General features: G+C 67.7%; 12 protein-coding genes. 8 read left to right on the forward strand and 4 right to left on the reverse strand.

Translation table 11 applies throughout. The features are described from left to right. Positions 1-4: 4 nt before the first annotated feature. The 8 genes from QTI33_RS19540 to QTI33_RS19575 all read left to right on the forward strand — a co-directional run bounded on the left by QTI33_RS19540 (position 5) and on the right by QTI33_RS19575 (position 8977). Positions 5-1354, forward strand: coding sequence for a phthiocerol/phthiodiolone dimycocerosyl transferase family protein (locus tag QTI33_RS19540; RefSeq protein ID WP_286507912.1), 1350 nt, complete (start codon positions 5-7; stop codon positions 1352-1354). Further along, positions 1351-2628, forward strand: coding sequence for a hypothetical protein (locus QTI33_RS19545; protein WP_286507913.1), 1278 nt, complete (start codon positions 1351-1353; stop codon positions 2626-2628). Before QTI33_RS19540 ends, QTI33_RS19545 begins: the two co-directional genes overlap by 4 nt. 352 nt (positions 2629-2980) lie before the next feature. Continuing rightward, positions 2981-4111, forward strand: a complete 1131-nt coding sequence (locus QTI33_RS19550) for an ABC transporter substrate-binding protein (RefSeq protein ID WP_286507914.1) — start codon at positions 2981-2983, stop codon at positions 4109-4111. Positions 4112-4129: 18 nt separating this feature from the next. After that, on the forward strand, positions 4130-5002 hold the full coding sequence (locus QTI33_RS19555; RefSeq protein ID WP_286507916.1) for a branched-chain amino acid ABC transporter permease: 873 nt from the start codon (positions 4130-4132) through the stop codon (positions 5000-5002). A gap of 12 nt (positions 5003-5014) precedes the next feature. Continuing rightward, positions 5015-5893 carry a branched-chain amino acid ABC transporter permease gene (locus tag QTI33_RS19560; protein ID WP_286507917.1) on the forward strand — a complete coding sequence of 293 codons (879 nt, stop codon included), beginning with the start codon at positions 5015-5017 and terminating at the stop codon, positions 5891-5893. Next, positions 5890-6663 carry an ABC transporter ATP-binding protein gene (locus QTI33_RS19565; RefSeq protein WP_286507918.1) on the forward strand — a complete coding sequence of 258 codons (774 nt, stop codon included), beginning with the start codon at positions 5890-5892 and terminating at the stop codon, positions 6661-6663. Before QTI33_RS19560 ends, QTI33_RS19565 begins: the two co-directional genes overlap by 4 nt. Next, on the forward strand, positions 6660-7370 hold the full coding sequence (locus tag QTI33_RS19570; RefSeq protein ID WP_286507919.1) for an ABC transporter ATP-binding protein: 711 nt from the start codon (positions 6660-6662) through the stop codon (positions 7368-7370). The genes QTI33_RS19565 and QTI33_RS19570 overlap by 4 nt, the downstream gene beginning before the upstream one ends. Before the next feature lie 2 nt (positions 7371-7372). After that, positions 7373-8977, forward strand: coding sequence for an AMP-binding protein (locus QTI33_RS19575; protein ID WP_286507920.1), 1605 nt, complete (start codon positions 7373-7375; stop codon positions 8975-8977). Between the two features lie 23 nt (positions 8978-9000). Here the strand turns inward: QTI33_RS19575 and QTI33_RS19580 are convergent, their stop codons facing one another. Genes QTI33_RS19580 through QTI33_RS19595 form a run of 4 tightly spaced genes read right to left on the reverse strand, consistent with a single transcriptional unit; the run spans position 9001 to position 14034 of the window. After that, complete coding sequence (locus tag QTI33_RS19580) at positions 9001-10302, reverse strand: four-carbon acid sugar kinase family protein (RefSeq protein WP_286507921.1); 1302 nt, start codon at positions 10300-10302, stop codon at positions 9001-9003. Then, the gene (locus QTI33_RS19585; RefSeq protein WP_286507922.1) at positions 10299-11561 is read right to left on the reverse strand and encodes a ribulose-bisphosphate carboxylase large subunit family protein; all 1263 of its coding nucleotides are present in this window, start codon (positions 11559-11561) and stop codon (positions 10299-10301) included. Before QTI33_RS19585 ends, QTI33_RS19580 begins: the two co-directional genes overlap by 4 nt. Then, positions 11558-12112, reverse strand: coding sequence for a VOC family protein (locus QTI33_RS19590; RefSeq protein ID WP_286507923.1), 555 nt, complete (start codon positions 12110-12112; stop codon positions 11558-11560). Before QTI33_RS19590 ends, QTI33_RS19585 begins: the two co-directional genes overlap by 4 nt. A gap of 26 nt (positions 12113-12138) precedes the next feature. Next, on the reverse strand, positions 12139-14034 hold the full coding sequence (locus QTI33_RS19595) for a TRAP transporter large permease (protein ID WP_286507924.1): 1896 nt from the start codon (positions 14032-14034) through the stop codon (positions 12139-12141).

A 14034-nucleotide genomic window follows, 5' to 3' on the forward strand; every position in this document is an offset into this window, starting at 1 on the left:
ACCGATGGCGTGGTCCCGGCCGCTCGATCCTGCTGAAGCTTTCTTTGTGCGGCTGGACCGGGTTTCGCGCATGAATTTCGTTGTACGTGTCGACTGCGACGAAGTCATTGACTCTGCCCGCCTGCGCGTTGCGCTGGACCAGGTTCAGCATGAGGATCGGCTACTGGCTGTGGCGATCACGAAAGTCGATCAGCAGCTGATCTTCGAGTGGCAACCCGGCCGTGCAATTCCCATCGAGGTCCTGGAGAGTTCACGAGATCAATGGGATCGGATGGCCGAGCGACAGTTGTCCAGCAAGTTTGAAGCGGGTGACGCGCCTTTGCTGCATGCCTTGTTGCTCCACGATCGTGCATGTGGTTGGAGCAGCCTCACACTGACGTTCCACCATGCCATCGCGGATGGCCGCTGTGCTGGCGAACTGTGCCGACGCATCCTGGATGCGATGGCTGGTGATGCCCGCGCTACACCTTCCGCTTCGCTCGGTGCGGCCGATTGTGGTGCTGTGCCCGCCGACCTGCTGCCACTGCACGAGGGCTATCCTGAAGTGTTCCGACCGCCACAGTGCAACGCGGTCGAGCGGCGCATCGAGCGCGAATGGGCCCTGCAGGCCTACCGGTCGGGGCCGCCGACGCCTCTCCCATGGTTTGCCGACCATCCGGGCCCGTTCTCGCCGAAGATCCACCGGCTTCGGATTTCTGAGCATGATTGGCGCGATCTCGCGGCGCAATGTCGGCGCAGGAACGCAAGCGTCCATGGATTGTTCTGTGCGATTCAGCTGCTGGCCCTACACGAAATCCTGGGTGCCGATGCAAGCCATAACTTGCTCATTTTCTCCGCGGTCGATCTGCGCGGGCGCCTCGCGACGCCCGCACCACTGCGTCCTGTCCAGCTGCATGCCTCCAACCTCTACAACATGTACACCCTGCACGAGCGCACGGAACTGTGGGAATTGGCCAAGATGGCGACAGTACTGACAAGGGCGCAACTCGATCGTGGCGACGCGCACCTTTTCTATCGTCGTCGCGAGGTCGCACGGTTCGCTCTTCCGAACCCGCAAACAGATGCGCTTCGATGGTCACAGCAGACGATGGAGCCACGTGGCAGCGTATTGAGTACGGTGGGTCAGTTTCGCGGCTTCGCGCCGCATGGCCAGGTGCGCAACGTGTCTTTGGCGATCGCACCGGCGCGCAATCAAGCTTGTTGCACCATGGTTTCCAGCGTGAACGGCCGGCCTGATGTCTGCGTCATTTGTGATGACGCCAATTTGCGGCCCGGTCTGCGAGAGCAGTTGGTGCAGAGCCAGCAGCGGGTGTTGGATCGGGCAGTGCAAGCGTGCGGCGAAATTTCGCCGTGAGCATTCATCGGATGCTAGTGAAAGCGTTGTGGATCTCCGCGGCAGCCGATCCGGCTGGCGTGCTGGCGCAGGAATCCGCCGTCGAGGCGACGGGCAATGTGCGTGTGTTCGGCGAACTTGATCAACTTGCTGGCCGCGGCCCGCTGCACGGTGCTCAGGCTCTGTCCAATGCGATCGCGCTGCCGGCGTCCGCGACAGCGCAGCTCGATGCAACGCTTGGGGCCCGCTACGAGGAAATCAGCGGCTCGGTCACTTTGCGCAGCGCACGGGCCAGCAATCACGCCTATTTCGGGTCTGACACCACGCGCCTGATCCTCGACGAACTGGTCTACACGGCCAGGCCGGGACCCTTCCAGCTGGTGGTGGGAAAGAAGGTCGTGTCCTGGGACGTGGGCTATGCGTTCAGGCCGAATGACCTGGTGCAGCAGGAGGCCCGTCGACCGCTGGTGCAACGTACGCTGGAAGGCCGGCCCTTGGTGATGGCCGAGGGCTTTGGCGAGGATTCAGCTTGGTCAATCGTCGCGTTCAAGAAGAAGGTGCGGCCGGAAGACGCGGCTCCTCTGGCCAGGGAGGAGGAAGCGGTCGCCGGGCGCCTTTACAGGCGCCTTGGTTCCGCAGACCTGTATGCATTCGCGGGGTCGGGCTCGGCGAGCCACGGCACGGCCGGTGCATCGGTCTCCTGGGTCGCCAGTGACGCCATCGAGTTCCATGCGAGCTACCGGCATGCCGGCCGCTACAGCGTACGCAGCGAGGGGCCTCCGTCGTCCGTCCCGGCCCGGGCCAACCCCTACGTGGTGGTTGCCCGCAGCGCAGCGGACCAGGGCTTGATCGGCATGACGTGGACGACCGAGAGCAAGCTCGGAGTCATTGCCGAGGCGTGGTACGACGGTACCGCGCCCTCCGATGGCTTTTGGCAGGCATGGAGCGAACGAAACGAATCGCTGGTACGGGCATCGGTCAGCGCATCGCCTGTGGTCCGCCAGCTGGTAGCGGGAAATCTGGGTTGGCAAGCTGTGCAACTGGGCAATGGCTCTCTGCGGCGGGCGAACGTTTTCTTGCGGGTTTCCTGGACCAGCGATCCATGGGAGCCCGCGCTGGATCTTCTCTACACGCCAGCGGATCGCGGCCTGATCGCCACGGCTGGGCTGTCCTGGAAGAGCGACAAGCTGTGCGTGGATGCCGGCTTGCGGTATTTCGGTGGGGCGCAGAACTCGCTCTATGCGCAGACGCCGATCAAGGCGATTGCGTTCCTCGGGTTGACCCTCTTTTTCTGAGCCGACGCGCTGCCATCCGACGCGGTGCAGGCAAACGCTTGTCGCCCCGCGGCCTGCCTGGCCGCCAGCGCGCGACGCATCGGGGCGACACGCCGGCAGCGCCTGCACCGGCTCGGGAGCGTGGTCGCACGGCTGCGGACGATCAATTCGGAATTGGCTGCCATTTCTGGATGAAAAATCTCAGACAGCTGTCGGCGGCATTGCTCGATCGAGCACGCGTTGCCGCGCAACGAACGCCCCCTTCACCATTCGCGAAGGGTGAGGATGCGCATGGTTGCGTAGCATGGGCCGTATCGAACGGGTCCAGAGAGACTTTCCGCATTCGAGGCGGATAACAAAGAGGAGGCAAAGCGTGTCAATTTTTCGCAAGACAACCGTGTTCGCCGCCCTGGCGGCCGTGATCATGGCGGCACCGGCCGCGCAAGCGCAGAACCAGACCATCGGTGCGCTGTTCCCGCTGAGCGGTCCGAATGCGTCCTACGGCGACGTGTTCAGCGCCGGCGCCAACCTGGCGGTGGAGCACATCAACGCCGACCAGATGCTGGGCGGCACGCTGACCATCCAATACGAGGACAGCCAGGGCCTGCCGCAGCAAGGCGTGATCGCGATGAACAAGCTCGTCAACGTCACCAAAGTCCCTTACGTGCTCTCGGCGTTCACCGGCGTGTCCAAGGCCGTGTCGGCCACCGCCACACGCAGCAAGACCGTGACGGTCAACGGCGGCGGTGTCGGCCCGGACCTGGCCGAGTTGGGTACCTATTTCTGGAATGTGATTCCGCTGGCCAACGTCGAGGTCAAAGCCATCCTGCCGTTCCTGGCCAACGAGAGGAAACTCAAGAATCTCGTGCTGGTCTACGTGGACGACCCGCTCGGCCAGTCGATCCAGAAAGAGATCGAGAAGGCCCTGCCCGCAGTTGGCGGAAAACTGCTGGAATCCTTGTCCGTGCCCCCTTCGGCGCAGCAATTCAGTGGCATCGCGGCGCGCATCCGCGCGGCCAACCCCGATGCGGTCTACATCGCGTCCTTCGGCGCACAGCAGACGCAGATCATCAAGCAGTTGCGCGACAACGGACTCCAGCAGCAGTTCGTCAGCTACTCGGCCTTTTCGGTGCCGGAGACCAGCAGGCTGCCCGAAGCACTGGGCGCGCTCTATACGGCGCAGAGCGTGGATTGGAGTTCCTCCGACCCGGTGACCCGGCGCTTTGCCGACGACTACCAGAGGAAGCACCACAAGGCCCCCACGGCTTACGTGGCCAACTACTACAACGCCGTGCGCCTCTTCGGCCTGCTGGCGCAGCAGTTGCGCCAGCAGGGCAGGCCTGTCACGGGCGAAAGCCTGCTGGCCCAGCGTTTGCAAACCAAGACCTTCGACTTGGTCGGCGGCAGGGTCACGTTCGGAGACGATGGCACCGTCATCAGCCCCATGCAGGTGGTGGAGATCGATGGCAAGGCAGGCAAGATCGTCGCAAGCGGTCTGCGTTGACCGGTCGAGGAATCGGCCATGCTCCTGTTCCAGCTTCTGGTCAACGGCGTGCAGGTCGGCGCGCTGTACGCGCTGATCGCGGTCGGCTTTTCGCTGATCTTCGGCTCCACGAAGGTCTTTCACTTCGCCCATGGCGCGACCTTCACGCTCGCTGCCTACGTCTTCTACGACCTGTACAGCGTTCGCCATCTGCATTGGCCGTTGGCCGCGCTGGCTGCGGCCGGGTCCGCAGTCGTCTTCGGCGTTCTTCTGGACCGGTTGGTGTATGAGCCGATACGGCGCCATCGCGGGTCGTTCTTCACTTTGTTCGTGGCCTCGTTCGGCGCTGGCATCGTCGTGCAGAACCTGGTCGGCATGGCGTTCGGACGCAGCTTCGTCTCTGTTTCTACGCCGCTTTCCAAGGGCATCGAGGTCATGAGCGGCGTGTTCGTGGCCCCCCTCGCCGGCATCGCAATCCTGTGCGCACTGTTGTTCTTCGGCGCGCTGCAGTTCCTGCTGATGCGCACACGCGTGGGCATGGGCATGCGCGCGCTGTCGGAGAACCCCGAGTTGGTGCGCGCCTACGGCCTCAGCCCGCAACGCCTGTCTGTGTTCGTGTTCGCGCTGGGTTCGTTGCTGGTGGTACCAGCCGCTGTTCTGACGGCCGCCAGTTCGGGCTTGAATCCGGCCATCGGCCACCACGCGATGCTCGTCAGTCTCGCGGCCACCATCGTGGGCGGCGTGGGCAGCCTGCGCGGCGCGGCGTGTGCAGGGCTGCTGCTCGGCATGGCGGAAAACCTTGCACTGCTGCAGTTCGGCTCGCAATGGAGCGAGGCCGTGACCTTCATCGTGCTCTTCCTTTTCATCCTGGTGCGGCCCTCCGGCTTCTTCGGCCGAGCTGTCGCACATTGAGAGGGCACCGTCATGCTTTCCTACGTTCTCAACCTGGCCACGCTCGTGTGCATCAACGCGGTACTGGCCATCACGCTGAACTTCATCATGGGCTACGCGGGAATCTTCTCGCTCGCGCACGCGGTGTTCTTTGGCGTGGGGGCCTATGCGGCCGCCAATGTTGCGCTGCATGTCGGCCCTTCGCTGCTGCTGGCCGTACCGGCCGCGATGGCTGCGGCCGCTGTGCTCTCGCTGGTCCTCGCGCTGCCGGCGCTGCGCGTGCGCGGCGAATACTTCGTTGCCGCCTCCCTGGGCCTGCAGGTGCTGGGCGCGACGGTGTTCGCCGAATGGAAAGGCGCCACCGGCGGCCTGGGTGGATTGATCGGTATTCCGCCCGCACAACTGTTCGGCCGCGAACTTGGCGATCCCGCGGCCTTCCTCGCCTTGTCACTGGCTTGCCTGCTGATGGTCGTTGGCCTCACCACCTTGCTGCTGAATTCCGGCTTCGGACGCAACCTGCAGGCCATCCGTGACAGCGAATCGGCGGCCCACGCCTTCGGCAAGAACGTGGCGGCGATCAAGACGCTGTCGGTCGTGATCTCCTCGGCCCTGACGGGTATCGCCGGCGCGCTTTACGCGTTCTACCTGGGCTTCATCAACGTGGAGAGCTTCATGCTCGACAACTCCGTGCTGGTGATGGCGATGGTCATCATCGGCGGCACCGGCACGCTGCTCGGACCGATCGTCGGCGCCCTGCTGCTCATGCTGCTGCCCAGCCTGTTCAGCTATATGAGCTTCCTGCCGCAGGCGGAGATCGGCGCCATCCAGCAGATCGCCTACGGCCTGGCCATGGTGGTGCTGATGATGCTGCGGCCCGGCGGGCTGGTGGGCAGCGCAAGGAGCGGCCGATGAGCACCGACGTAGATCCGCAGGTGCTGCTGAGCATCCGCAACCTGAATAAGAGCTTCGGTGGCCTGAAGGTCACCGACGGCGTGACGATGGACTTGCGCGCGGGCCTGGTCACCACGTTGGTGGGGCCGAACGGAGCGGGCAAGACCACGCTGTTCAACCAGATCACAGGGCACCTCGCTCCCGATTCCGGCGACATCCTCTGGCAGGGCCGTTCGGTGCTCGGCCGGTCGCACTACGCCATCGCCCGCATGGGAGTGGCTCGCACCTTTCAGGACCTGCGGCTGTTCGACCAGATGACGGTGGAGGACAACCTGCTCACCGTGATGGAGCCCAGCGCCTGGGTCTGGCAGCGTGGCGGCCGTGCTGGCGCGCATGCGCGGCGCGACAGGGCGGCGCAGATCCTGAACAAGACCGGTCTGGCCGATGCGGCCAAGGTGCGTGCGGTCGAGCTGGCCTATGCCGAGCGCAAGTTTTTGAGCCTGGCGCGCATCATGGCCGCGGACGCGAAGATCTGGCTGTTGGACGAACCGGCGTCGGGCCTGGACCGCGGCTCCTACAAGCTGTTTCTGGAACTGCTGCGCGGCGCAGTGGGCAGTGGCGTCACCGTCTGCATCATCGAACACAACCTGGACATCGTCTTGAGTGTTTCTGACCGCATCGCCTTTCTGGATCGCGGCAAGCTCCTGGCAGACGGCGACCCCGCCACGATCCTGAAAGACCCGCACCTCGCGGCGATCTATTTCGGCGAGCAGACGGAGGCCGCATCATGAGCGCCGTGCTGCAGACCCGCGGTCTGGTGGCCGGTTACGGCGGCCGGCCGGTGCTCGGCGGCATCGACATGGCGCTGGGTCCGGCCGAGGTGCTGTGCCTCATCGGTCACAACGGGGCCGGCAAGTCGACGCTGCTCAAGTGTCTCTTCGGCCTGCTGTCGCGCCAGGGCGGCGACATTCTGCTGGATGGGGTGCCCCTCGGACGCGTGGAGCCCCGGACGCTGACAGCCGCCGGCGTGTCGCTGATGCCCGAGGGGCGTGGCGTCTTCCCTGGCCTGACCGTGGAAGAGACGCTGAAGCTGGGCATGTGGGCGGCCGGCGTCCCCGCGGCCGAGCGTGCCGACCGCGTCGAGTGGGTTCTTTCCGTGCTGCCGGCGCTTCGGGATCTGTACCGGCGCCGCACGGGCTCGATGTCGGGCGGGCAGCAGCAAATGGTGTCCATCGGCCGCGCGCTGCTGAGCCGCCCGCGCTGCCTGCTGATGGACGAACCGTCGATCGGCCTGGCGCCCAAGCTGTTCCAGGACCTGCTGCACCCGATCCGCGACCTGCAGCGCGCCACGGGCATGTCCATCCTGCTGGTCGAGCAGAACGTCAAGGAAGCGCTGAAGGTCTCGGACCGCGTCATCGTGATGAAGTCCGGCCAGTTGATCCGCGAAGCACAGCCACACGAACTGAGCGACAACGTCGCGTTGATGGAGTTGTATTGAGCATGCTGCCCACCCTGTTGCATGTACTGGACCAGCACGCCGCCGAACGTGGCGATGCTCCGGCTTTCATCGTCGAGGGACGCGCAGTCGACTTCGCCGCGTTCGCGTCCACCGTGGACCGCACGGCCGTCTGGCTGCAGGCCCATGGCGTCCGGCGCGGCGACCGCGTGGCGGTCTGGCTGGTCAACCGCCTGGAATGGCTGGCCCTGTACTTCGCGCTGGCCCGCATCGGCGCGCCACTCGTGGCCGTGAACACGCGCTACCGCGCGCACGAGGTGGGCTACCTCTTGGAGAAGTCGTGCGCGAGGCTGCTGGTGATGCAGTCGAACTTCCACAGCATCGATTTCACGGCGCTGATGGCCGATGTGCCTCAGGCCGCCTTGGCCAGCTTGACCCGAATCGCCATGGTCGACAGCGCCGGAACGGCGCCGCCGGCCACACTGTTCGGGAAACCCGTAATCGCCTTCGCGCTGGACGACCTGCCCCCGGCACCAGCCAGCCGGCCTGCCGGCACCGATGCCGACGCTGCCAGCATCCTGTTCACGACCTCGGGCACCACCCGTGGCCCCAAGCTCGTCATGCATTCGCAGCGCACGGTGGCCATGCATGCGCAGCGCGTCGCGCGGGCCCATGGGCTGCTGGATGAAGGCACGGCGCTGCTCGCGGCGCTGCCTTTGTGCGGCGTCTTCGGGTTCTGCGCGGCCATGGCCGCGTTGGCTGCGGGTCGACCCAGTGTTCTCCTCGACACCTTCGACGCAACGCGCGCCGCGCGCGCGATCACGCAACACGGCATCACTCACCTGTTCGGCAGCGACGAGATGGTCCAGCGCCTGCTGGACGCGGTGCCGGACGCGCGGCCGTTCCCCAGCCTTCGCGTTGTCGGCTTCGCGGCGTTTGGCTCCGGTGCGGACGTGCTGGCGCGCGCAGCCTGGGAACGCGGCGTTCCATTGCTTGGCGTCTACGGTTCCAGCGAGGTGCAAGCGCTGTTCGCGCTGCAGCGGGCCACCCTGCCGCTGGAACAGCGCACCCAAGCCGGTGGCATGCCTGCCCACACGCGTGCCGCGGTACGCATCCGCGACCTCGGCACGCACGCGCTGCTCCCACCCGGCCAAAGCGGGGTGATCGAGATCCGCTCGGACACCAGCTTCGTCGGCTATTTGGACGACGCGGCTGCCACGCAGGCCGCCTTGGACGCCGAAGGCTTCTTCCGTACCGGGGACATCGGCCATCTGCGCGACGACGGCAGCCTGGTCTTCGAGACGCGCCAAGGCGACGTGATGCGCCTGGGCGGCTACTTGGTGAGTCCCGCCGAGATCGAAGAGGCCCTGAAGGCGCAGGAGAACGTGGCTGAGGTGCAGGTGGTCGCGGTAGAGATCGAGGGACGCATGCGGGCCGTGGCATTTGCAATCGCCCAGCCGGGCGCGGTACTGGACGTGCAGCGGCTCCAGCAGGCTGTCGCCTCGGGCCTTGCGTCCTTCAAGGTTCCAGCACGGATCTGGCAGGTGGCGCGCTTCCCCGTTGCCGAGAGTTCCAATGGCACCAAGATCCAGCGTGCCAGGCTGCGCGAGATGGCCTTGCAGCGCATCGCACAGGGAGATGCCGGATGACCCACTCGCGCGCCGGAGATCGCTCAACCCCCGGTGCCATGTACCAGCCGCTCGAACAGGTCCACCCCGCCCATCTGGCCGCCCTTGAGCATCACCTCCATGCCATCGAGCGCGCGTGACTCGCTGTGCAGCCGGCACAGCGGCGCACCCGGCGCGACGAGGCCGGCGTAGGAGAGGCCCCAGGCGTCGAGCGCGCGCACGCCCAGGCTCGAGGTGTCGCCGCCGGCGATGCCCAGGCGCAAGACAGGGGTGGTCGTCAGCGTTTGCGCAAGCAGCAACCCGCAGCAGCGGGCGAGTTCGCGCGCAGGGACTGGCGCCGGCGCGCCACCATCCGACACGGTGCAGGCGAGCACGTGTCGCCCCGCGGCCAGCCTGACCGACAGATCGCGCGACGCGCTCGCGCGGTAGAGCCCGTCGGCCTCGACGAGGCGCGACGCATCGAGCCGCACGATGTCGTACGACCTGGCGGCCTCGACCTGGCGCGCCGTGACGGGCGACAGGCTGCCCGCGAGCACCAGCACCGGCCCGCGTGCGGCCTCGATGCGCTCGGGCACGGACGCACCACGCGCCGGCATCGATCGCGCGACCGCCTCCGTGACGCTGCTCGGTCCGACGGCCAGCAGCGGCGCCTGGGCGGCGTTTCGCCAGAGGGCCTGCCCGATGACGCTCAGGTCGCCGGCTTCGGCCACGTCGAAGAGCACCGCGCGTGCGCCATCGGACCGCAGCGCAGCGAGACGTGCGGCGACCGCTTCGGCGCCGGCGCCGTAGAGCGTCCATGGAACGAGGCCGATCCGCTCGATCCCCTGCTGCGACAGATGCCGCCGCAGGTCGGCCTCGTGCATCGGCGTGACCGGATGGCGCGACATGGTCGGATGGCGATCGATGCGAAACACCTCGCCGCCACTCCCGGCGGCTGCGAACAGGTTGCCGAACAGGCAATGGCGGCCGAGGTTCGGTTGGCCGCCGAGCAGCGCCACCCAGTCGCTGGCCATCGCGGGCCGCAGCAGGCGGATGGCCTCCCCGATGCTCCCCACATCGGGGGCGCTGTCGAAAGTCGAGCAGGTCTTGTAGTGCAGCACGCGGGGCGCGATGCGTCGGGCCAGTGCCGCGATCGGCGCCAGTTCGTCGCGCATCTCCTGCGGGTTCATCGCGCGGGCTGCGCCTGCGATGCCGAGGCAATCCAGGGCGCCCAGCGCTGCGAGGCGCGGCGCATCCGGTGCCTCGAACAGCAGCAGGCTGCGGAGTCCGGCGCGGGCCGCGGTGGCCAGCGCGTCCGTGGCGCCGGTGAAGTCGTCGCCGTAGTAGAGCAGGGGCGGCGAGTTCATCGGCCGAAGAAGCGCAACGCGGCAGCGAGCTCGGGCGCATCCTGTGCGGCGTCCTCCAGCGCGCGACCGGCGCGCGCCGCGGCCCACGCCTGGCGGATGCTCGCGACGCCTGCGGCCGGTCCGCCCGGATGCGCGAGGATGCCGCCGCCGGCCATGAAGAGCAGGTCGTCGCGGCCGACCGCCTGCCAGGTGGCCGGCACCGTGCCGGCCCATTGCCCCGAGGAAAAGGCCGGCATGACGGCGTCGTCGATCCCGTCGGCCAGCGGCGTGAAGCAGTCGCGCGCCGAGGCGACGACCTCGTCGTCGTCCTGGGCGAACTTGCCCTGCAGTCCGTGCACGTGCATGTGGTCGACGCCGGCCAGCCGCCACAGCGTCTGGTAGGCCTGGAAGCCGATGCCCAGCAGCGGCTGGCGCGACATGGCGCCGAAGCCGTTGCGATGGCCGTGGATCGCCAGCGGCGTGTGGCGGCGCAGGCTCTGCAGGGCCGAGAATCCGCACCAGTTGAGGCTGGCCATCACGCAGCTGCCGCCTTCGCGCTCGACCAGGTCGGCGTGCCGGCGCATCGCGTCGGCCTCGTCGCTGATGTTGAAGGCCACCATCACCGATTTGCCCGTTCGGTCGCGGTGCGCGCGGACCGCCGCCATGACCGCCGGCACGCGCTCGGCCAGCGGGGCATGGACCGGATCGGCGCAGACCTCGTCGTCCTTGATGAAGTCGACGCCGGCCGCGCACAGCCGTGCCACGAGCTCGGCCGTCTCCCGGGCCGAGAGGCCGACGTTCGGCTTGATGATGGTGCCGACCAGCGCGCCGTGCGCGACCCCGGTGGCGGCGCGCGTTCCCGCGATGCCGAACCGCGGAAGGTCGAAGCGGGCGCGGTAGGCGGCCGGCAGTTCGAGGTGCTCGAGCCGCATGCCCGTGACCTCGCCGAGGTCGTACAGGTTGCCGGCCACGGTGGCCGCCAGCGTCGGCAGGTTGGCGCCGACGTTGCCGGCCGGATAGGCGATGCGCACCCGGGCCCGGCGGTAGGGACCCGCGCGCCCCTGTCGCGCCAGCAGCGCATTGGGCAGCGTGGGTTGCGCGACGCTCTCCAGTTCGTCGATGGACTCGACCACCGCGCGGGCGCGGGCGCGCAAGGCGTCGGTCTCGCCCTCGACGCGGGCGAAGGTGCCGCAGGACTGCTCGCCGGCCATCACCTCGGCCACGGCGGCCGGGTCGAGCGGCGTCTCGACCAGGTAGGTGGCCCTCAGCGGCGCGTTCACAGCGTGTCCAGGTCGGGGAAGGGCCGCACCGGATCGGCGCCGTCCCAGTCCCGGGCCGCTTCACGGATCAGTCGGAACAGGCGCCCCTTGGGCCCGGCCACTTCGGACAACTCGATCGTCGTGCCGGGATGGCAGCCCGGCAGGTCGCTGCGGTCGTCGAAGTACACGAAGCGGCCGTTCTCGCCGACCTCGCCGCTCATGCACACCTTGAAGCCGGCGGCCTCGGCGCGCCGCAGGTCGGCATCGAAATCCTCGGTCCAGTAGGCGAAGTGCTGCGCGCCCGCGTGGCCGGCGCGCTGGAAGTCGCGGTACATCGAGGGCACGTCGTTGCGGGTCTGCAGCAGTTCCACCTGCAGGCCGCCGGCATTGGCCAGCGCCACCGAGTTGTGCGGCTCGTAGCGCTCGCCGCGGTAGCTGAAGTTGCGGATCGGGACCTTGGGGTTGTAGTACCACGGCCCCACGCCGAGCACGCGCGACCAATAGTCCATGGCCGCCTCGATGTCGGGCACGAGGTAGGCCACCTGGCGGATCTCGCCGAAGAATCTGCTCATTGCTGTCTTTCCGGATGCGCTGGTTGTTACTTGAGGAATCCGATCGAGAACCACGGCACGGCGGCCACGGCGATCAGGCCGATCACGAGGGCGACCAGGTAGCCCCAGATGGGCCGCATGCCTTCCACCGGATCGACCTTGCCGATCGCGCAGGCCGCGTAGTAGCCGACGCCGAAGGGCGGCGCGAACAGGCCCAGGCCCATCGCGAGCACGACGACCATCGCGTAGTGCACCTCGTGCACGCCGACGGCGCGTGCGATCGGGAACATCAGCGGGCCGAACAGCACGATCGCCGGAATGCCCTCGAGCACGCTGCCGAGCACGACGAAGGCCACCACCGAGACCGCGAGGAAGCCGGCCCGGCCACCCGGCATCGCCTCCATGGCGGCGGCCAGGTCCTGCGCGAAGCCCGATTGCGTGAGGCCCCAGGCCATGCCGGTGGCAGCGCCGATGATGAAGATGATGGCGCCGGACAGCGCCGCGGTCTCGACCAGCATCGGCAGCACGCGCCGGAAGTCGAACTGCCGGTACACCGCCAGCCCCGCGATCACCGAATAGACGATGCCGATGGTCGACACCTCGGTCGCGGTGGCCACGCCCTCGACCACCGCGGCCCGGATCACGAACGGCAGGGCGACGGCGGGCAGCGCGTAGACCAGTGCGCGGCCGATGGCGCTGCCGCTGGCGCGCTGCACGCCCGACAGGTCCTCGTGGCGGTAGCGCCACCAGACCACGGCGCACAGCGCCACGCCGAGCACGATGCCCGGCAGCATGCCGCCGGTGAACAGCGCGGCGATCGACACGCCGGTAACCGAGCCGATGGTGATGAGCACGATCGACGGCGGGATGGTTTCGGTCTGCGCGCCGGTGGTCGCCAGCAGCGCGACCAGGTCGCCGGGCTTGGCGCCGCGCTTCTTCATCTCGGGAAACAGCACCGGCGCGATGGCCGCCATGTCGGCCGCCTTGGATCCCGAGATGCCCGACACCAGGTACATGGCGCCGATCAGCACATAGCTGAGCCCGCCGCGGACGTGGCCCAGCAGGCTGGCGAGGAACTGCACCATGGCGCGCGCCATGCCGGTCATCTCGATCAGCAGGCCCAGGAACACGAACAGCGGGATCGCCAGCAGGATCAGGTGCGACATGCCTTCGTCCATGCGCCCGACCAGCACGATCATCGGCGTGCGCGTGGTCAGTGAAAGAAAGCCGAAGGTGGCCAGCGCGAAGGCGAATCCGATCGGGACGCCGGCGAAGACGCAGGCCCCGACGACGCCGGCGAAGAAGATCACCAGGTTGGCCTTGCCCAGTGGCGCGAGCACCGGCGCCAGCAGCCAGAAGACCAGACAGACCAGCCCGACCAGCGCCAGGGCCTTGAGCGAGCGGCCGGGCGGCTGGACCTGCAACAGCCGCAGCACGCTCACGACGATCATCAGCAGCACGCCGACCGGCAGGGCCGCGGCGCGCCAGGCGTTGCTGATCTCGAGCGCCGGCGTCACGACGATCGCCTCTTCCGAGGCGTACTCGTAGGCCGGATGCACCACCAGCAGCAGGAAGGCCAGCGCCGCCGCCAGCGCGAACACGTCGAGGAAGGCGCGCGTGCCGGGCGAGGCCTTGGCGACGAAGGCCGTCATGCGCATGTGCTCGCCGCGCCGAAGGGCCACCACGGCGCCGAGCATCGACATCCACAGGAACAGGATGCCGGCCAGCTCGTCGGTCCAGACGATCGGGTCGTGGAAGACATAGCGCGCCACGACCCCCGTGAACAGCACGACGATGTCCGCCAGCACCAGTGCCGCGGCGGGAAGCTCCGTGGCGATGCCGAGCCAGCGATCGAGTCCATGCAGCGACGCCCGCCAGCCGGTGGCGGGCGTCTCCAGCAGACTCGATGCCGGCCCGACGCCCTTGGCGTGGCCGACGTTCAT

Origin of the sequence: Variovorax davisae (assembly GCF_030316845.1) — a bacterium.
In the GTDB taxonomy this organism is placed as follows: domain Bacteria; phylum Pseudomonadota; class Gammaproteobacteria; order Burkholderiales; family Burkholderiaceae_C; genus Variovorax; species Variovorax davisae.

What these genes read in the sequence shown, in the direction of transcription:
- QTI33_RS19555 (WP_286507916.1), top strand. Translation starts at nt 4,130, where the DNA reads ATGCTCCTGTTCCAGCTTCTGGTCAACGGCGTGCAGGTCGGCGCGCTG.
- QTI33_RS19580 (WP_286507921.1), bottom strand. Translation starts at nt 10,302, where the DNA reads ATGAACTCGCCGCCCCTGCTCTACTACGGCGACGACTTCACCGGCGCC.
- QTI33_RS19575 (WP_286507920.1), top strand. Translation starts at nt 7,373, where the DNA reads ATGCTGCCCACCCTGTTGCATGTACTGGACCAGCACGCCGCCGAACGT.
- QTI33_RS19540 (WP_286507912.1), top strand. Translation starts at nt 5, where the DNA reads ATGGCGTGGTCCCGGCCGCTCGATCCTGCTGAAGCTTTCTTTGTGCGG.
- QTI33_RS19590 (WP_286507923.1), bottom strand. Translation starts at nt 12,112, where the DNA reads ATGAGCAGATTCTTCGGCGAGATCCGCCAGGTGGCCTACCTCGTGCCC.
- QTI33_RS19595 (WP_286507924.1), bottom strand. Translation starts at nt 14,034, where the DNA reads ATGAACGTCGGCCACGCCAAGGGCGTCGGGCCGGCATCGAGTCTGCTG.
- QTI33_RS19570 (WP_286507919.1), top strand. Translation starts at nt 6,660, where the DNA reads ATGAGCGCCGTGCTGCAGACCCGCGGTCTGGTGGCCGGTTACGGCGGC.
- QTI33_RS19560 (WP_286507917.1), top strand. Translation starts at nt 5,015, where the DNA reads ATGCTTTCCTACGTTCTCAACCTGGCCACGCTCGTGTGCATCAACGCG.
- QTI33_RS19565 (WP_286507918.1), top strand. Translation starts at nt 5,890, where the DNA reads ATGAGCACCGACGTAGATCCGCAGGTGCTGCTGAGCATCCGCAACCTG.